The following is a 19,165-nucleotide window of genomic DNA, read 5'->3' as shown; positions in this document are numbered from 1 at the left end:
AGGCAACCTAAAGTTAGATGATAGGCAATTTAATGTCTTTAAACATTTCCTCAATATCTTCATTGTTGCGCAGTGCAATCGCCCTATCTACAACATCACGGGTTAAATGAGGGGCAAATCGCCAAATAAAGTCATACATATAGCTACGTAAAAAACTGGTACGTTTGAAGCCAATTTTCGTTGTGCTATAACTGAATTTATCGCGCATATCGATGACAACCAGATCACTATCCAACTCTGGGTTAACCGCCATACTGGCAATAATCCCAATGCCCAACCCAAGCCTTACATAGGTCTTGATAACATCCGCATCTGTCGCCGTAAAAATAATTTTAGGTTCTAAATTGGCTTTTTGGAATGCCACATCTAATTCAGAACGCCCCGTAAAACCATGGGTATATGTTACGATTTGGTATTGTGCAACATCTTCAATCGTCACATTTTTCTTTTCGGCTAACGGATGCCCTTTTTGCACCACAACACAGCGGTTCCAGTGATAACAAGGTAGCATGATCAAGTCACTGTATAGGTGTAACGCTTCAGTAGCGATCGCAAAATCACTATTCCCTTTGCAAACTTCCTCTGCGATTTGCGTTGGGGAACCTTGTTGCATATGCAGGGAGACATGCGGATAGCGCTCGATAAAACCTTTGATTACCGGCGGAAGCGCATAACGTGCCTGAGTATGTGTTGTTGCAATATGCAAAGTGCCTTTATCTGGATAAGTATGCTCCCCCGCAACGGAACGGATCGCCTCAATTTTTGAAAGCACTTCCCGTGAAATACGGATAACTTCTTCCCCTGCTGGCGTAACATGAGTGAGATGTTTTCCGCTGCGAGCAAAAATTTGGATCCCCAATTCGTCTTCCAACATACGCACTTGTTTGCTAATACCCGGCTGTGAGGTAAATAACCCTTCAGCGGTTGCAGAGACATTCAAGTCATGATTAACCACCTCAACAATATAACGTAATTGCTGCAATTTCATTTTTAGGTCCACCTATACAGAGCCGTAAGGAATTCGCTATAGCTAAAAATTATTATTTATAACTAAAAGCTATATGTATATGATTTGATATAACCAATATATCATCATTATGCTGAGTGTGAATAGCTAGATGATAAAATTTCACCTAAAATAGTTTAAATTTGAAATTATCTTCATTGTTAACTAGTAAGAAAATGCAAAGTTACATTTAAATTTTCCCAATCTATGCTTGAATAGCTGATAGGCAGTTTTGCAAGATAAATGAATCGGCTTTAATCTTAAGTAATGGAAACAATAATTCTCAACGAAGAGAGGGTATTACATGCAGAAAAAAATTTTGGCGCTCCTTATCAGTATGTCAACCATCGCTATAGCGCCTAGCCTTTATGCCAAAGAAGTTTCTTATGGCGACCAAAAGATTGTTTTATCTGATAATATCGCTTCAGGGGATGATTTTTATCGCTACGTCAATCAGGACTGGATAAGCAAAGCGAAGATCCCAACAGGCATGCCGCGCATTAACTCATTTGTTGAGTTATACCTCACGACAGAGAAACAACTACAAAGCATTATCGATCAGTTGCAAAGCTCACCAGAGAAGGAACTCAATCATAATCAACGCAATATTCGTAATTTATATGTAAGTTATCTTAATGAAGACGCGATAGAAAAAATAGGAATAAGCCCTCTCAAAGATGACCTTGATGCAATTACTAATGCAAAAAATCATAATGATATTAGTAAATTAATGGTACTTCCGGCCTATACGCCATTTATTTCTTATTGGGTAGACTTGGATGCTAAGCAGCCGGATACTTATGTTTTATACCTTGGGCAAGGCGGTTTAGGATTACCGAACCGTAATTATTACCTCGACGATACCCCGCAGATGGAGGAGATCCGCAAAAATTATATCGCCTATATTGCCACTATCTTAAAACTGGCGGGCGAAAATGATGTTGAGAAAAAAGCCCAACAAATTTTCGCACTGGAAAAATCAATGGCACAGGCTCATTGGAGCCCAGAAGCGCGCCGTGACACAATCAAAAATTATCACCCAATGACACTGAACGATATGAAAAAGTTCACTCAAGGCTTTGCATGGGATAACTTTATTCAACAGTGGCAACTTTCAGACAAACAATTGAATAAGGTGATAGTTGAAACGGATACCGCAGTAGAGCAATTAGCCAAAATTTATGCCAATACCCCTGTATCGACACTTCAAGACTACCTACGTTTTCACTATTTAAGTGATCAAGCCCCCTATTTGAATCGCGATTTTTCTGACGCCCGCTTTGATTTTTATTCGCGTAAACTTAACGGCGTAGAAAAACAGCGGACACGCAAAGAGCGTGCTCTGGAAACCGTCAATCGCTTACAGGGCGAGCCTATGGGGCAAATCTATGTTGAGAAATATTTCAACCCTGAATCAAAAGCGAAAATTACCGATCTTGTCAGCTATGTCAGAGGAACGTTTAATTCTCGCTTAAAAGATAATGATTGGATGGATGATGCAACACGCCAAGAAGCGCTTAAAAAACTTGAGCAATTTACCGTTAAAGTGGGTTACCCTGACAAATGGAATGATTTCAGTAGTATCAATCTAAAACCCGATACGCTACTGGATAACTACAAACAGGTCTTAAACTGGGTCTATAACGACAATATGAGTAAGATAGGACAACCTGTCCGTAAATGGGAATGGGGGATGACGCCTCAAACCATTAATGCATACTTTAACCCAGTGCAAAATGAGATAGTGTTCCCAGCCGCAATACTACAGACACCTTTCTTTGATCCTAATGTTGACCCTGCCTATAACTATGGCGCAATTGGCGCTGTAATTGGCCATGAAATGGGCCATGGGTTTGATGACCAAGGCAGCTTGTATGATGGTACTGGTCAGTTGCGTAACTGGTGGAGTGATGACTCTAAACAGCACTTTAAACAAAAAACCGATAAACTGGTTGAACAATATAATAGCTTCTCCGTTGATGGCCAAAAGGTTAATGGTCAACTCACATTGGGTGAAAACATCGGTGATTTAGGCGGGCTGAACATTGCTCTGAGCGCTTATAAGCAATTCGTTAAAGAGAATTATCCAAATGGTGAAGCGCCAATTATTGATGGGACAACCGGTCTGCAACGATTCTTTATTTCTTGGGCAAGAACTTGGCAAGAGTTATCCAACAAAGAGTCCGAGCGTAATAAAATTTTGACCGACCCACATAGCCCTAACCAGTTCCGTGCCAATGGTGTTGTTCGTAATATGGATGAATGGTATCAAACTTTCGGTGTCGATAAAGACAGCAAATTATACCTTGAACCTGAACAACGCATTCGTATTTGGTAAATGCGCTTTCCCCCTTGATATCTGCGGCTTTCATTTGAAAGCCGCAACCTTCAATTCTCATATCGGTTATATCTACAGGTAACGTTCAATCGTATTAACCATCCCCTGTTAAAAACAAATAAATTTTCTTTAATCACCTATTTTATTAGTTTTCAAATAGTTAAAAGCTCTGAGTATTTCAGAGCTTTTAGATTAAGTCTCAAAGTAGTACGGTTTCATCAATCACTGTTTAAATATACAGTATCAACTATTTGATCACACCACAAGCCATGCGTGCACCACCACCACCTAACGCTTCAGGATGGTCGGAGTAATTATCCCCACCCGCGTGTACCATCAGTGCACGGTTTTCAATCTCTTTTAGTGTTTTTAAGCGCGGTGCTAATACGGCATAATCGGCATTACCTTTGGCATCAACCACTAAGCCCGGAAGATCCCCTAAGTGGCCTGTATTGTCATAAGGCCCTTTATGGACACCTGTTTTTGCCGGATCCATATGTCCACCTGCTTTTAATGCTGGTACTGATTTGCCATCTTTTTCAGCAGGCTCACAGCTTGGGTTTTCATGGAGATGGAAACCATGGATACCCGCTTCTAAACCTGCTAATTTTGGGGTAAACAATAATCCATAATCGGTTTCAGAAATAACAACTTCACCAATCGCCTTGCCTTCACCTTGTGGTGTAGCTTCTTTCAGTACTACTGTTGTTTCTGCTGCATTTGCTGCAAAAGCCGTTAATAAGCCGGCCAGTAAACACATTTTGAATTTCATTCTACCTCCAGTTGTGAGCTTTCTAACCTAATCGCTGCTTGTGATGTTTATTGCTTAAAAGCAAATACACATCAATAAATTATTATTTATTGATAATTGCTATTTATCAGCATAGCAAACCGTCATCATATTGCTTTGCGGTTAGCCACATAAATCAACACTTAAGCCAAATAAGTGCATTTTTAAGACGGCTCCTGAAAGGAGATCAAATCATCATAAAAATAAGATGGAGGGAGAGTCTGTCTGTGGTTAATGATAAAAACCTCGTAGGCTCACAGAAAATGATGAACAACAGAAATGAAAAAGGCGATAGAAATTAACCTATCGCCTTTTAATCGCTAACGTCAGTGAATGATTATTTCTCTTTCACTTCCCATTTGCCGTCTACAAAAAATGCACTCCAACCTGTGGCTTTGCCATTTTTCTCTGAAGAAACATATTGCTGTTTCGTCTTACGGCTAAAACGCACAACGGTTGGATTACCATCAGGATCTTTTGCAGGCGCGTCAGCTAAATAAACCAGCTTTTCAGGTAGTCTATCTCTAAAGCGTTGCAACTCCTCAACCAATGGCGCTCGCGTTTCTCGTGATTTCGGGAAGGTGTTTGCCGCTAGGAATACGCCAGCCGCACCATCGCGCAACACAAAATACGCATCTGATTTTTCGCAAGGTAATTCAGGTAATGGTACCGGATCCTCTTTTGGTGGAGCAATCTCACCATTTTTTAAGATCTTACGGGTGTTTTTACACTCTTCATTTGTGCACCCCATATAAGGCCCAAAGCGCCCTGTTTTTAGGTGCATTTCTGAACCGCATTTATCACACTCAATTACTGGGCCGTCATAACCCTTAATGCGGAACTCACCCTCTTCAATCTCATAACCTTCACAAGCTGGGTTGTTACCACACACATGCAGTTTGCGTTGATTATCAATCAGGTAGCTATCCATTGCTGTACCGCATTTTGGACAGCGACGCTTAGCACGCAGCGCGTTGGTTTCCGCATCATCCCCCTCAAGAATATTCAATACTTCATGTTCAGGGATCAAATTGATGGTTTTTTTGCAACGCTCTTTTGGTGGTAACGCATAGCCTTCACAACCGAGGAACACCCCTGTTGAAGCTGTACGGATCCCCATATGACGTTCACAATCAGGACAAGTAATTGAAGTGATCACCATAGGGTTCGTGCGCATTCCACCTTCTTCAGGATCTCTCTCTGCAATATCTAGCTGTTTGCTAAAATCAGAGAAAAATTCATCAAGCACCGCTTTCCACTCTGCTTCGTGATTAGCAATATGGTCAAGCTGATCTTCCATGCGTGCAGTAAAATCATAGTTCATTAGGTCATTGAAGTTTTCTTCCAACCTATCTGTCACGATTTCACCCATTTTCTCCGCATAAAAACGACGGTTCTCAACCTTAACGTAACCTCTATCTTGGATCGTAGAGATAATTGCCGCATAGGTTGATGGACGACCAATACCGCGCTTCTCAAGCTCCTTAACTAAGGAGGCTTCGCTAAAACGTGCTGGTGGTTTCGTAAAGTGCTGACTTGGCAACAATTCAACCAGCGACAATTCAGAGCCTACTTGGATTGGTGGCAATGTTTTGTCTTCATCATTTTTGCGCAGTGCAGGCATCACTCGCGTCCAACCATCGAAACGCAATGTACGGCCTTTCGCTTTTAGCTCAAAATCCCCTGCTTTCACCGTTAATGTTGTTGAATCATATTTTGCAGGCGTCATTTGACATGCCACAAATTGATTCCAAATTAACTGATAGAGCTTTTTCGCATCTGATTCCATATCTTTCAGTGCATCGGGTAGAACATCAACACTGGAAGGACGGATAGCTTCGTGCGCTTCTTGCGAATTATCTTTGCTAGTGTAAATATTGGCGTCTTTAGGCAGATATTTTTCGCCAAAATTATCGCTAATATAGCCACGTACCATATTTAATGCATCTTGGCTCAAGTTAGTTGAGTCAGTACGCATATAGGTAATATAACCCGCTTCATAAAGGCGCTGAGCCATCATCATGGTCTTCTTCACACCAAACCCAAGACGGGTGCTAGCGGCTTGTTGCAGCGTTGATGTGATAAAAGGCGCACTCGGCTTGCTGGATGTGGGTCGGTCTTCACGGTCAATCACTTGGAAGCGTGCTTTTTCTAGCAAACTCACCGCAGCGTCAGTTTGCGCCTTAGTGACTGGCTTGAACGCTTTGCCTAATTGATGCGTAACCTGCATACGTAATGCAGCCGTACTTTTATCCGCCAAATCCGCATGAAGTTCCCAATATTCTTCCGGCACAAACGCTTTAATTTCACGTTCACGTTCGACAATCAAACGTACCGCAACGGATTGTACGCGACCTGCAGATAACCCTCTCGCCACTTTTTTCCATAACAGCGGCGATACCATATAACCTACTACGCGATCCATGAAACGGCGAGCTTGTTGAGCATTAACTCTATCGATATTGAGTTCGCCAGGGCTATCAAACGCCTGAGTGATCGCATTTTTAGTAATTTCGTTAAACACAACACGGCTAAAGCGAGAGTCTTCACCACCAATCACTTCGCGTAAGTGCCATGCAATAGCTTCCCCTTCGCGGTCAAGGTCCGTCGCAAGATAGACATGGTCTGCATCTGCCGCTAAAGCTTGTAATTCAGAAACCACCTTTTCCTTACCCGGTAAGATCTGATAGTTTGCTTTCCAACCATGGTAAGGATCGACCCCCATACGCTTCACAAGCGCGGCTTGAGGATCTTTTTTAACCTTTTTAGTTTTGTCGGTAGATGAGCCTGTACTCTTTTGTGAGCCGGACCCGCTTTTCGGCAGATCGCGAATGTGGCCAACGCTGCTTTTTACAACGTAGCCACTGCCAAGATACTTATTGATCGTTTTGGCTTTTGCCGGGGACTCCACGATAACAAGAGCTTTACCCATATTTACCTTTACCTAAATTTCTACAATGGCGCATTTCTACATGAAAATGCACAAAATGAAAATCTCTTTTTTATATTGCGGCACAATTGCAATATATCAATATAATTTCTTCAAATAGTTTGCGTTTACGCAAAAACTACCAAGCTAATCACGCTATGCTAAAAAGAACATAAAGTATTCTAGCTGACTGATTTTAGCCATATAATGGCTAATTATTGCCAACGAAAAGCACACACTCTACCTGATAAAACGCCAGACGCAACCAATTATTTTTTTAAGGGGGCTAACTTATGGACAACAATATCCAATCTATAACACAAAATGAACTTCTCGAAAAAGCTAATGAGATCATAAGGAAACACGAAGACTTCATTCATGGCATGTTCGTTGATACGGTAGAGCAGCATCGTGATACCTTAGTGTTCAAAGGTGAATGCTTTTTAGATGCCAATGGTATTCCAACAGCGAAAAGCACGGCGGCATTCAACATGTATAAACATTTGTCTCATATTCTTTCTGAGCAATACCGTCTTAAGTAAAGAGACGTAGCCAAAAAATTACCGGCTAAGCGCCGGTAATTAATGATAGTTACGAAATCTATTTTTTGCGAGAAAACCGAATCTTAATTTAATTACATAAAAGGTTTTTGCCCGCGCTGCCACCAACGCAATAACAATTTATCAACATTTTCAGACATGCTACCCGTAAAACGTTCTAACATCTTTTTACCTTGTGTATAGCGAATACTGATGATTTCTTTAGTCTCTATTGCTGAAATAATAATATCGTCACTCACGCCAATTTGGTCAATTAAGCCTTTATCAAGTGCTTGAGTACCATACCAATATTCTCCAGTAGCCACCGCGTCAATATCTAATGATGGACGATTATGATGCACAAACTGTTTAAATAACTCGTGAGTTTCATTCAGATCTTCGATGAATTTCTTACGTCCTTGTTCGGTATTTTCACCAAGCATAGTTAATGTGCGTTTGTATTCACCCGCCGTATGCAATTCAACATCTACATCATGTTTTTTTAATAAACGGTGAATATTTGGCACTTGTGCAACTACCCCAATAGAACCAATGATGGCAAATGGAGCCGCAACAATCTTCGACGCAATACACGCCATCATATAACCGCCACTTGCGGCCACTTTATCAACCGCGATAGTCAACGGAATATTTTTTTCTTTTAAACGGGAAAGCTGTGATGCCGCTAAGCCGTATCCATGTACCATGCCCCCAGGGCTTTCAAGACGCAGCAAAACTTCATCGTCTTGTTCCGCCACGGCTAGAATAGCGCTGATTTCTTCTCTTAAAGAGCCGACTTCACGAGCATCCATACTGCCTTTAAAATCTAAGACATATAAACACGGTTTTTTGACCGTTGATTGGCCTGCTTTTGCCCCTGCTTTTTCACTTTTCGCCTTTGCTTTCTGTTGCTTTTTAAAGGCTTTTACCCAAGCTTTATGCTCAGAATCATTCATTTTTACTTGCTGCATTTGGCGCTGGCGTTCGCGATAACGTTCCCCTAAGTCGGTAATTTTCAATTCACCTCGCCCACCTTGGCGACGCATTCCGACACCAAAAACAAAAACAGCCAAAGCAATAATTGCAACGACTATTGTGACGACTTTTGCCAAAAACAGTCCATACAGAGAGAAATACTCCACAAAATCATCCTTCTCATATTTATCTTGATAAAAATAGTCTCATGATTGCTATTAAACAACCAGTAAAATAACGTCGTTTCTATCGTAATCTTACTTAAATTTCTACGCTACATTAGCCAATAGCATCAATCAATGAGATGATATCGTAACTGTTAACAAATAGGATAGGAAAAATACCATGCTCCACTATCAACCTAAACATGACCTTTTAAGTGGCAAAACCCTTTTGGTTACTGGGGCCGGTGATGGAATTGGCCGTGAAGCCGCATTAACCTATGCTCGCTTCGGCGCCTCTTTGATTTTAGTCGGTAGGACACAGCATAAACTTGACGCCGTTAGCCAAGAAATCGAAACATTAACCGGTAAGGCCGCAGATATCTATGTCGTTGACTTGTTGACAGCACCTCATGAACAATATGTTGAGTTAGCCAACGATATTGCTAAAAAACACCCTTATCTAGATGGCGTATTGCATAATGCAGGTCTTTTAGGGGTTGTTGCCCCAATTATCGAACAACCTGTCGATTTATGGCATGACGTTATGCAAGTTAATGTCAATGCGTCGTTTATGTTAACTCAAGTGCTGTTGCCTTTATTACTGAAAGCACCAACAGCATCGCTCGTTTTCACCAGTTCCAGCGTCGGTAAAAAAGGCCGTGCAGACTGGGGAGCCTACTCAGTTTCTAAATTTGCCACTGAAGGCTTAATGCAGATCCTTGCCGAAGAGTATAAAAACAGTGGCTTGCGTGTTAACTGTATCAATCCAGGGCGTACTCGCACCAGTATGCGTGCCAGTGCAGCACCAGATGAAGATCCAATGACTATCAAAGCACCAGCCGACATTATGCCAATTTACTTATATCTTATGAGTAATGATAGCTTGCGTAAAACAGGCATTAGTTTTGACGCTCAACCCGCTCAAAATGTTAAAACAACGGAGTAATTTTTATGTCTCAAAGCCGGCATGAAGAGCGTCAACAACGTTTGAAAGAAAAGGTTGATGCTCGAATTGAATCTGCGCAAATCGAACGAGGTATCTTGCTAGTTTTTACAGGAAACGGCAAAGGTAAAACGACAGCAGCGTTCGGTACAGTATGCCGTGCTGTCGGCCATGGACAAAAAGCCGCTGTCGTGCAATTTATTAAAGGCAGTTGGGATAATGGTGAGCGAGAATTATTAGAGCCTCACGGCGTTCCTTTTTATGTCATGTCTACCGGTTTTACCTGGGAGACTCAGGACAAAGAAGCTGATACTCTCGCTTGCCTTGATACATGGCAATATGCGCGGCGGTTACTGGCTGATCCATCCATCGATTTAGTGGTACTTGATGAGATCACCTATATGATTAGCTATGACTATCTGCCATTGGAAGAGGTTATAGACGCATTAACTGATCGCCCTGAACACCAATCAGTGATTATTACTGGGCGAGGCTGTCACCGCGAACTGCTTACTTTAGCTGACACCGTTACTGAAATGCGCCCTGTGAAACATGCTTTTGATGCTGGAATAAAAGCACAAAAAGGGATTGACTGGTAATCGTATTCATCTGCCGATACATAGCAACTGTGTATCGGCAATTTAATTACATCATCAGAATGCCGGCACCGAAGATCGCTCGGGTTTGCTGCATAAACTCTGCATATTTGCATTTTTCAAGTAATGCCGTGCCATCATTTCTCATTTGGCTATAAATCACTGCCATGTGTGAAATTTTATTGTGGTATTCGTTATAATAGAACTGTTTTCGTTGTGGGTCTAAAGAGCGACGAAAACTATTAACCAACCCAACCACTTCTTGTGCATACATTTGCAGAACTTCATCGGTAAAATTAGGTGTCGTGAGTGGGTAATCGAAATGCACTGTGACCGATTGCTTTTCACCATGAGGCACTTTTTTCACCATTAATTGTGATATAAAGGCATCGCCACGGTGGATTAGGTCAGTCAGCTCCTTATGTGTTAAACACTTCGTTTTTACTTGGCTAACGGCAGCCGAGCTTGATAGCGCTTCTGGTGCTTGTTCACCAACTGGAATATCACAGTTAAACACATTATTATCAATGATATAATCGTTACTGCTATTTATTCTACCACTGAGTTGATAGTGACCCACCACCAGCGATTGTTTGTTCAGATGGTGAAGTGATGGGATCCCTTCTGTCCCATACACATAATTGTACGCGTAATAAAATTGCTGAGTTGGGTTGAGAATGCCACCTTTATTGCCTGGGTAAACAATAAACTGAACAGGTTCACCCGTCGTCGTTATCATAACGTGGACACCAGGCTTCAATAAAAGGCTTCCCACACTTTGATTAGGAACAACAATCGGATGGTAATCCATAAAAAAAATGAAACTATCTGATGTATCATTCGTAAAATAAAAACGCCCGCTTTCTGATATTATGCTTTGATTATTATCACATCCACTAATCATTACGCTTAAGCAAAGTATCATCAACGCCTTTATTAATCGAAAACTAAACATGTAGTATAATTTACCTTTGTTTATTCCTTTACATCATAACGGTAACTTAAACACAGAATATTCTCAAATGAGTTTGTATCATTTTGTGACAAATACATAACCAAAACTAATAAAAAAGGTTATAGATAACTCTATAACCTTTTCGATAAATCAACACAAGCCAAAGTCATTAAATGCGTGTACGACGCTTTGCTGTTGGTCGAGATGATTGACGTTTAGACGCAGGCCTTGCTGCTACTTGTGAATGGCGTTTAACCGCACGACGGATCTGGTTTGCTTTGATGCGTCGTTGGTCTCGTTCAACAGCCACCTTAGTTTCTGTTTCAGCTTCAAGCCCAACCAACTCTCTTAGGTAATTGGTTTGTTGTAGGCCTAACTCAGTCCAGCCACCACGCGGCAGACCTTTAGGCAGGTCAATATCACCGTATCGCACCCGGATCAAGCGGCTGACTTGGACCCCAACGGCTTCCCACAAACGGCGTACTTCACGGTTACGCCCTTCTGTTAAGGTCACGTTATACCATTGGTTCATCCCTTCACCGCCACGGAAAGAAACCGTTTTAAATGCGGCCGGGCCATCTTCAAGCTGAACGCCTTGAGTTAATTGACGTATTTTTGCATCAGTGATTTCCCCAAATACACGAACAGCATATTCACGCTCAACTTCGCGACTTGGATGCATTAAACGGTTAGCCAGTTCACCATCGGTAGTAAACAGTAATAACCCACTTGTGTTCACATCGAGGCGACCAACCGCAATCCAGCGAGCTCCCACAAGTTTTGGTAAACGCGTAAATACTGTCGGGCGACCTTCTGGATCATGGCGAGTACACAGTTCACCTTCTGGCTTGTAATAAGCCATGACACGACAGATCTCTTTTTCAGGTTCTTTTATCGCTAATATCCGACCATCTAATCTAATTTTAGTCGCCGGTTTTACTTCAATACGATCACCTAGCGTCGCGATTTTACCATCGACACTAATGCGCCCTTCTTTTAGAAAAGTTTCAATTTCACGACGGGAACCATGCCCAGAGCGGGCAAGAATTTTTTGTAGCTTCTCAGTTTTTTGCGGTTTAGCGCTCATATAACCCTCAAATGTCGCCTTCACAGGCGTCAAATAGTTTTTCGTACACAGTGACGAAAAATAACGAATTGGAAAACCTGCGTATTATACACAGGTTTATGAGGATGCCCTATTATTAATCGACCCGCGATGATTATCGCTTATTCGAAAGGAGATGGGTCACCTGTACCGACACGAACGACAACTGGGCTATCATCCGTGAAATCAATTACTGTTGTGGGTTTTTGACCAATGTAACCACCGTGGATAACTAAATCGACCTGTTTACCGAGTAAATCACGGATCTCTTCAGGATCTGACTGCGTAAAGTCATCCCCCGGCATAATGAGGCTGGTTGACATTAATGGCTCACCAACAGCTTCAAGGAGGTCTCGAGCGATAGGATTAGACGGAACCCTTAACCCAATGGTTTTACGTTTTTCATTCATTAAGCGGCGAGGCACTTCTTTAGTTCCGCGCAGAATAAACGTGTAGTTGCCGGGCGTATTATTTTTAATTAACCGGAATGCCGTATTATCAACATGTGCATAATTTGATAGCTCAGAGAGATCTCTGCACATCAAAGTAAAGTTATGGTTGGCATCAAGTTGACGTATGCGACAAATACGCTGCAATGCCTCTTTCTCTTCCAACCGGCAGCCTATTGCATACCCAGAATCGGTTGGGTAAACGATAACGCCGCCCTTGTTTAAAATTTCAACACTCTGGTTAATTAACCGAGCTTGGGGATTATCCGGATGGATATAAAAAAACTGACTCATACAGACCTCTGATCTTTAGTATTGACAGCATCATCCGGTAAAAACCTTAAAATGGCACTATCTATTTACAATAAGAAAACACATCTCTAAAAAGACGCACTACTTTAATGACTTTCCAAATCACTCAGGTTGTTTCACTGGAAATGAGAATATCGAGAGGATAACTATGTGGCTAGCATCGTGCTCGGTATATCACTCCCACTGCACACTCAACCCAAATTGAAGTATCACTGTTATATTTTACACCGCATTTATTATACATCAACGCATTATGTCGTTTTTACTTCGTCCCATAATGTCCAAACCGCCCGTTGATCATCAGGCAGCCACAGGTTACGCCCAAGTTCAATCCACGAACATGGACGATGGAAATCGGAGCCCATTGACGTTTTTAAATTCGCGGATTGTGCAAGTTCATCTAGATACTGCTTTTCATTGGCAGGTTGCTGACAATGAGACACTTCCATTGCATCCCCCTGACACTGTTTAAAATAAGCTATCAAGCGTTTCAGCCATTTATTCGAAAGTTGATATTTCGAGGGATGCGCGAGTACAGCCACGCCCCCAGCTTGCTGGATCACCTTAACGGCCTCATCAATGGTGCACCATTTTGCCGGAACATAGCCCGTTTTCCCCTTTGATAGATAACGCTTAAAAACGTTACTGATAGTTTTCTCTTTCCCCGTTTTTACCAAATACTGAGCAAAATGCGCTCTGGTGACTTGTCCACCTTGGGCTATTTCTAACGCATTTTCCCATGCATCCGCTATACCTGCTTTTTGTAGGCGACGGCCAATCTCCTTTCCGCGCTCGACCCGTAATACCGATTGCCGCTCTAATAGCTCAACCATTGCGGATGCTGTAGGTGAAAAATTTAATCCCACAATATGAATTTCAATATTTTCCCATAAGGTGGAAATTTCAACGCCATTAATCAAGGTTAAAGGGCGTTGTGCGTGTGAAAGGTATTCACGAGCCTCAATAACACCTTCACAGGTATCATGGTCAGTAATAGAAAGTACGTTAACCCCCATCTCAATTGCTCGCTCAACAACCTCAATGGGCGACAAATCACCGTCAGAAGCCTGAGTATGGCAATGTAAATCATATCGGGTCATTAATGGGCTCGAAAATTGTGACATAGCCTATTTCACTCCTTTTTCCCGTTTCTGGATATTTTTCCTAAATATAAATAACAAACCGCTTGACACAACTCACGCGATCCAGTTTACTAGTACACGAGACAAGTTACTGACCCGTATTAATGTGATTATCCAGAGAGGCACTGTATGAATATTCTTAATCTATCAAATCGTTGGTGGCGCAACTTCCCAAATTGGGCGGATGCCGCACACGCATAGATTAAATATGCCTAAGTGCCTAACCCGCCTTCACCCGCGGGTTTTTTTATGTCTAAAAACTGTTAAAAGGCAATAAAATGAATAACCAAAACACAACATTAGCACATTTTAGTTTTCTGGATAGTCCAATTAACTATCAGCAAGATCCAACATTGCTGTTTCATCACCTGTGCCACGACATTCCAGCAACTATGTTACTGGAGTCCGCAGAGATCAACAGCAAAGCCAATTTACAAAGCCTATTGATTGTCGAAAGTGCGCTACGCATTCGTGCATTTGGTCAACGGGTAGACGTTGAAGCATTGACTGAAAATGGTGCTCAATTACTCCCAGTCATCGCAACACAACTAGCTGATAAAGCTCAACATTATGAACTGTCAGCACAACATTTGACGATGACATTTAGCCAACCGAATGGTGATCTTGACGAAGACAGCCGCTTAAAAAGCGCATCATGCTTAGATGTATTGCGTTTATTGCCAACATTGGCTCAAGCGACTTCACAAAAATCTGAAAACCTATTTGTCGGTGGGTTATTTGCCTATGATTTAATTGCCAGTTTTGAATCACTTCCTGAAGTGAAAACGATAAATAATTGCCCTGATTACTGTTTTTTTGTCGCAGAACACTATTTAGTGATCGACCATCAAAATCAAGCGGCACGCCTAAAGAGCGCTATTTTTTCGACTGTGGATAGCCATGTAGAAACGGTCACACAACGTCACAACGAGCTGATAGCGGCATGCCGTCCGTTCTTATCGCCTCTTCCATTAGGGAAAACGGAACAATTTCACGTTGAAACCAACAAAAATGATCAGCAATACGGTGCGGTAGTCAATGCAATGAAACAAGCCATTTATCGTGGTGATATTTTCCAAGTCGTGCCATCACGGAAATTTTCAATGCCTTGTCCTTACCCATTAATTGCTTATCAAAAGTTAAAGGCACAAAACCCGAGTCCTTACATGTTTTTTATGCAAGATCAGGACTTTTCACTGTTTGGCGCATCACCTGAAAGCGCATTGAAATACAGTGCAAGTGACCGCAAAGTTGAGATCTACCCTATCGCAGGAACTCGCCCTCGTGGTCGTGATGCCTCGGGAGCGATTGACTTAGATCTTGATAGCCGCATCGAACTTTCCATGCGTACTGACCAAAAAGAGTTAGCTGAACACCTCATGTTAGTCGACTTAGCCCGTAATGACTTAGCGCGTATTTGTGAGCCTGGTAGTCGCTATGTTGCAAACCTCACAAAAGTCGACCGCTATTCATTTGTTATGCATCTAGTATCACAGGTGGTTGGCACACTACGCAGAGATCTCGATATCTTTCATGCATACCAAGCGTGTATGAATATGGGCACGCTGACCGGAGCGCCCAAAGTTCGCGCTATGCAATTAATTGCTGAATATGAGCAGGAGCGCAGAGGCTCTTACGGTGGCGCTGTAGGCTATTTTACTGGTAAAGGGGATTTTGATACTTGCATCGTGATCCGCTCAGCCTATGTGGAAAATGGTATTGCTACGGTACAAGCGGGCGGAGGTGTCGTTTTAGACTCCTCCCCGCAAGGCGAAGCCGATGAAACACGTAACAAAGCTCGCGCAGTGATCCGCGCAATTGCCCAAGCACACCAAGCAGAGGAGTTATTTTAATGGCTAACATACTATTACTCGACAATGTTGACTCCTTTACTTACAACCTCGTTGACCAATTGCGCTCAGGGGGCCATCAAGTGGTCATTTATCGCAATACCGTCAGCGCAGAACGTATTCTATCTGTCCTCAATAACATGGATTCCCCTTTGCTGGTGTTATCACCGGGACCTGGGAAGCCAAGTGACGCGGGCTGCATGCCAGCGGTCCTTCAACAAGTGATCGGTAAATTACCAGTGATAGGTATTTGCTTAGGGCATCAAGCGATTATTGAAGCCTATGGCGGGCATGTTTCCTCTGCTGGAGAAATTTTGCATGGTAAATCATCCATGGCCACCCATGACCAACAAGCGATGTTTGATGGTCTCGATAACCCAATTCCCGTTGCGCGTTATCACTCTTTGGTCGGCAGCCAAATCCCTGAAAAACTGACAATTTGTGCACAATCTAACGGCATGGTTATGGCTGTTCGCAATGACAGTGATCGTGTTTGCGGTTTTCAGTTCCACCCCGAATCTATCCTAACAACTCAAGGGGCTATTTTACTGGAACAAACCGTTGCATGGGCGCTTTCAGCATCGATTGGCACAACAACACCATCATTTTAACCAGGGAAGAGACTCTATTATGCAAACTATTTTCGATAAACTATTCCGTGCACAAGCATTAACACAACAAGAAAGCCAACAGCTCTTTAATGGCATTATTCGCGGTGAATTAACGGAAGCCCAATTGGCTGGAGTGCTCGTCAGTATGAAAATGCGAGGTGAACAACCCGAAGAGATCGCAGGAGCCGCTTTAGCGTGCTTAGAAAACGCGCAACCTTTTCCACGCCCTGACTACCCATTTAGTGATATCGTCGGTACTGGCGGTGATGGTGCCAATAGCATCAATATCTCAACGGCGAGTGCTTTTGTTGCCGCTCAAGCGGGGATCAAAGTCGCAAAACACGGTAACCGTAGCGTTTCTAGTCGTTCCGGCTCATCTGATCTACTCGCTGCTTTTGGTATTTCATTAGATTTAAGTGCACAAAGTGCGCGTGACGCATTGGATGAATTAGGCGTTTGCTTTTTATTCGCACCTCAATACCACAGCGGTTTCCGTCATGCGGCTCCTGTACGCTCTCAATTAAAGACACGCACGTTATTCAATGTGTTAGGCCCATTAATTAACCCTGCACGACCGCCTATTGCATTAATCGGTGTGTATCAAGCGTCATTAATTGAACCTGTAGCAAAAACGTTACAAATGCTTGGTTTTACTCGTGCAGCTGTGGTACACAGTGGTGGAATGGATGAAGTTTCTCTTCATGCAACCACGCAAGTTGCAGAATTGAACCAAGGCGCTCTGTCTTTCTATCAGCTCAATGCCGACGATTTTGGGTTGCAAGCTTATCAGCTATCTGATTTAGAAGGCGGAACGCCAGATGAAAATCGAATTTTGCTAAGTAATTTGTTACAGGGTCACGGAAAGCCTGCACATGAAGCTGCCGTTGCAGCCAATGTCGCCATGCTAATGCGGATCAATGGTTATGAAGACCTAAAAGCCAATAGTGAACACGCTCTAAATATTATTCGTAGTGGTGCTGCATTTGATCGCGTCACTGCGCTCGCTTCAAGGAACCAATAAAGATGAAAGCAACCGTACTGCAAAAAATTGTTGATGATAAGCTAATCTATCTGGAAGAGCGTAAACAACAACAACCTTTAGACAGCTTTATTGATAAAGTGCTCCCATCGAGCCGTCGTTTTTATGAAGCACTGTCCGCAAAACGCCCTGTATTTATACTGGAATGCAAAAAAGCATCACCATCAAAAGGGCTAATTAGGGAAGATTTTGATCCTGCCGTCATAGCGAACATTTATGCACCCTATGCGTCAGCTATTTCCGTCTTAACCGATGAAAAGTATTTTCAAGGGAATATGGCGTATTTGACCACTGTCAGTCGTACGGTTAAGCAACCCGTTTTGTGTAAAGACTTCATTGTTGACCCATACCAAATCTACCTTGCGAGATATTATCAAGGCGATGCTATTTTACTGATGCTCTCTGTCGTGAGTGATGAGCAGTACATTGCACTTGCAGAAGTCGCACACCAACTGAATATGGGTGTACTGACTGAGGTGAGTAACGAAGAAGAGTTAGAGCGCGCCATAAAACTAAAAGCGCGTGTTGTTGGCATTAATAATCGTGACCTCCGCGATTTATCAATCGACCTCAATCGTACCCGCGAATTGGCACCGCGTCTGCCAGAAGGCACCATTATTATTAGTGAATCCGGCATTCACCGCCACCAGCACATTCAATCTTTGAGCCAGTTTGCCAACGGTTTTCTGATTGGTAGTGCTTTAATGGAGCAAGCCGATCTTAACAAAGGATTGCAAAAATTATTAATTGGGGAACATAAAGTTTGTGGCCTAACCCGAAGCCAAGATGCGCAAGCCGCCCTTGCTGCGGGAGCAACTTACGGCGGCTTAATTTTTGCTGAAAACTCCCCGCGAAAAGTGACCCTGTCACAAGCAAGGCAGATAATACATGCCGCTCCACTACAATATGTTGGTGTTTTCCGTGACCAATCTGCTGATTTTGTTGCCCATATGGTCGAACAGCTGGCTTTATCAGCAGTGCAGCTCCATGGTTATGAAGATGCCGATTATGTGAAAAATCTACGTAGCCATTTACCTGAGCATTGTGAAATCTGGAAAGCCGTCAATATGTCACAACCTGATTTCAGCCAGTTTGATGGGCAACCGATTGATTTGCTGCTACTTGATAATGGTCGTGGCGGCAGTGGTCAAACTTTCGATTGGAGCAAGATCCCAAATAGCAGCCAATTTCGCGTGATGGTTGCAGGAGGCTTAAATGCCGACAATTGCCGTCAGGCTGCGACACTATTATGCAATGGATTGGATTTTAACTCAGGCGTTGAAACTGAACCGGGCATCAAAAGCGAGAAAAAACTGAATCAAGTTTTCAGTTCATTAGCACTCTAATCATCAAGAAAAGTAGCGCAATAGTGACTAAGAACTGAAATTGAATATGAATAGCATGACATCAAGAGACGAATAA

General features: G+C 42.6%; 14 protein-coding genes, 1 pseudogene and 1 other annotated feature. Of the genes and pseudogenes, 7 read left to right on the top strand and 8 right to left on the bottom strand.

Annotated elements, in window-relative coordinates:
* Positions 1-13: 13 nt before the first annotated feature.
* Positions 14-988 carry an HTH-type transcriptional regulator CysB gene (cysB, locus tag M1E93_RS09790; RefSeq protein WP_004920151.1) on the bottom strand — a complete coding sequence of 325 codons (975 nt, stop codon included), beginning with the start codon at positions 986-988 and terminating at the stop codon, positions 14-16.
* Positions 989-1,310: 322 nt separating this feature from the next.
* On the opposite strand from cysB, the gene M1E93_RS09785 reads away from it, so the two are divergent.
* Positions 1,311-3,344 (top strand): M13 family metallopeptidase, encoded by a 2,034-nt coding sequence (locus tag M1E93_RS09785; protein ID WP_104873507.1) that lies wholly within the window; start codon positions 1,311-1,313, stop codon positions 3,342-3,344.
* Positions 3,345-3,591: 247 nt separating this feature from the next.
* Here M1E93_RS09785 and sodC read toward each other — a convergent pair whose 3' ends face one another.
* On the bottom strand, positions 3,592-4,116 hold the full coding sequence (gene sodC / locus M1E93_RS09780; RefSeq protein WP_104873508.1) for a superoxide dismutase family protein: 525 nt from the start codon (positions 4,114-4,116) through the stop codon (positions 3,592-3,594).
* Between the two features lie 355 nt (positions 4,117-4,471).
* Complete coding sequence (gene topA, locus M1E93_RS09775; RefSeq protein WP_036940356.1) at positions 4,472-7,066, bottom strand: type I DNA topoisomerase; 2,595 nt, start codon at positions 7,064-7,066, stop codon at positions 4,472-4,474.
* A 290-nt stretch (positions 7,067-7,356) separates the two neighbouring features.
* Between topA and M1E93_RS09770 the strand changes: the two genes are divergently transcribed.
* The gene (locus M1E93_RS09770; RefSeq protein WP_004920169.1) at positions 7,357-7,605 is read left to right on the top strand and encodes a DUF2498 family protein; all 249 of its coding nucleotides are present in this window, start codon (positions 7,357-7,359) and stop codon (positions 7,603-7,605) included.
* A 92-nt stretch (positions 7,606-7,697) separates the two neighbouring features.
* On the opposite strand, the gene sohB is transcribed toward M1E93_RS09770, so the two are convergent.
* Entirely contained in the window at positions 7,698-8,744 is a 1,047-nt protein-coding gene (gene sohB / locus M1E93_RS09765; RefSeq protein ID WP_014656049.1) for a protease SohB, read from the bottom strand.
* Between the two features lie 178 nt (positions 8,745-8,922).
* On the opposite strand from sohB, the gene M1E93_RS09760 reads away from it, so the two are divergent.
* Both M1E93_RS09760 and cobO read left to right on the top strand, forming a co-directional pair.
* Positions 8,923-9,687, top strand: coding sequence for a YciK family oxidoreductase (locus tag M1E93_RS09760; protein WP_004920174.1), 765 nt, complete (start codon positions 8,923-8,925; stop codon positions 9,685-9,687).
* Between the two features lie 5 nt (positions 9,688-9,692).
* Positions 9,693-10,283 (top strand): cob(I)yrinic acid a,c-diamide adenosyltransferase, encoded by a 591-nt coding sequence (gene cobO / locus M1E93_RS09755; RefSeq protein ID WP_004920176.1) that lies wholly within the window; start codon positions 9,693-9,695, stop codon positions 10,281-10,283.
* A gap of 46 nt (positions 10,284-10,329) precedes the next feature.
* Here the strand turns inward: cobO and M1E93_RS09750 are convergent, their stop codons facing one another.
* The 4 genes from M1E93_RS09750 to rnm all read right to left on the bottom strand — a co-directional run bounded on the left by M1E93_RS09750 (position 10,330) and on the right by rnm (position 14,225).
* Complete coding sequence (locus tag M1E93_RS09750; RefSeq protein WP_131728126.1) at positions 10,330-11,019, bottom strand: hypothetical protein; 690 nt, start codon at positions 11,017-11,019, stop codon at positions 10,330-10,332.
* Between the two features lie 385 nt (positions 11,020-11,404).
* Positions 11,405-12,322: a 23S rRNA pseudouridine(2605) synthase RluB gene (gene rluB, locus M1E93_RS09745; protein ID WP_014656052.1), complete on the bottom strand. Its 918-nt coding sequence runs from the start codon at positions 12,320-12,322 to the stop codon at positions 11,405-11,407.
* A 140-nt stretch (positions 12,323-12,462) separates the two neighbouring features.
* The gene (locus M1E93_RS09740; protein WP_004920184.1) at positions 12,463-13,083 is read right to left on the bottom strand and encodes an L-threonylcarbamoyladenylate synthase; all 621 of its coding nucleotides are present in this window, start codon (positions 13,081-13,083) and stop codon (positions 12,463-12,465) included.
* 269 nt (positions 13,084-13,352) lie between these two features.
* Positions 13,353-14,225, bottom strand: coding sequence for an RNase RNM (gene rnm, locus M1E93_RS09735; protein ID WP_014656053.1), 873 nt, complete (start codon positions 14,223-14,225; stop codon positions 13,353-13,355).
* A 168-nt stretch (positions 14,226-14,393) separates the two neighbouring features.
* Positions 14,394-14,494, top strand: a sequence feature (Trp leader region).
* A gap of 27 nt (positions 14,495-14,521) precedes the next feature.
* Here rnm and M1E93_RS09730 point away from each other — a divergent pair.
* From M1E93_RS09730 to trpCF, 3 genes and pseudogenes are all read left to right on the top strand, one after another.
* The gene (locus tag M1E93_RS09730; RefSeq protein WP_036940367.1) at positions 14,522-16,096 is read left to right on the top strand and encodes an anthranilate synthase component 1; all 1,575 of its coding nucleotides are present in this window, start codon (positions 14,522-14,524) and stop codon (positions 16,094-16,096) included.
* Positions 16,096-17,725 (top strand): annotated as a pseudogene (gene trpD / locus M1E93_RS09725) (bifunctional anthranilate synthase glutamate amidotransferase component TrpG/anthranilate phosphoribosyltransferase TrpD). Before M1E93_RS09730 ends, trpD begins: the two are co-directional and overlap by 1 nt.
* A gap of 2 nt (positions 17,726-17,727) precedes the next feature.
* Positions 17,728-19,089, top strand: coding sequence for a bifunctional indole-3-glycerol-phosphate synthase TrpC/phosphoribosylanthranilate isomerase TrpF (trpCF, locus tag M1E93_RS09720; protein ID WP_072502288.1), 1,362 nt, complete (start codon positions 17,728-17,730; stop codon positions 19,087-19,089).
* The last annotated feature ends 76 nt before the right edge of the window (positions 19,090-19,165 follow it).

Origin of the sequence: Providencia sp. PROV272 (assembly GCF_049901975.1) — a bacterium.
GTDB classification, from domain to species: domain Bacteria; phylum Pseudomonadota; class Gammaproteobacteria; order Enterobacterales; family Enterobacteriaceae; genus Providencia; species Providencia stuartii.
The sequence above is the reverse complement of the archived record's forward strand: the minus strand, read 5'-3'. Positions and strand labels throughout refer to the sequence as shown.

Coding starts and splice junctions, on each gene's coding strand:
- cysB (WP_004920151.1), bottom strand. CDS start 988: ATGAAATTGCAGCAATTACGTTATATTGTTGAGGTGGTTAATCATGAC.
- M1E93_RS09785 (WP_104873507.1), top strand. CDS start 1,311: ATGCAGAAAAAAATTTTGGCGCTCCTTATCAGTATGTCAACCATCGCT.
- sodC (WP_104873508.1), bottom strand. CDS start 4,116: ATGAAATTCAAAATGTGTTTACTGGCCGGCTTATTAACGGCTTTTGCA.
- topA (WP_036940356.1), bottom strand. CDS start 7,066: ATGGGTAAAGCTCTTGTTATCGTGGAGTCCCCGGCAAAAGCCAAAACG.
- M1E93_RS09770 (WP_004920169.1), top strand. CDS start 7,357: ATGGACAACAATATCCAATCTATAACACAAAATGAACTTCTCGAAAAA.
- M1E93_RS09760 (WP_004920174.1), top strand. CDS start 8,923: ATGCTCCACTATCAACCTAAACATGACCTTTTAAGTGGCAAAACCCTT.
- cobO (WP_004920176.1), top strand. CDS start 9,693: ATGTCTCAAAGCCGGCATGAAGAGCGTCAACAACGTTTGAAAGAAAAG.
- M1E93_RS09750 (WP_131728126.1), bottom strand. CDS start 11,019: ATGATAACGACGACGGGTGAACCTGTTCAGTTTATTGTTTACCCAGGC.
- rluB (WP_014656052.1), bottom strand. CDS start 12,322: ATGAGCGCTAAACCGCAAAAAACTGAGAAGCTACAAAAAATTCTTGCC.
- M1E93_RS09740 (WP_004920184.1), bottom strand. CDS start 13,083: ATGAGTCAGTTTTTTTATATCCATCCGGATAATCCCCAAGCTCGGTTA.
- rnm (WP_014656053.1), bottom strand. CDS start 14,225: ATGTCACAATTTTCGAGCCCATTAATGACCCGATATGATTTACATTGC.
- M1E93_RS09730 (WP_036940367.1), top strand. CDS start 14,522: ATGAATAACCAAAACACAACATTAGCACATTTTAGTTTTCTGGATAGT.
- trpCF (WP_072502288.1), top strand. CDS start 17,728: ATGAAAGCAACCGTACTGCAAAAAATTGTTGATGATAAGCTAATCTAT.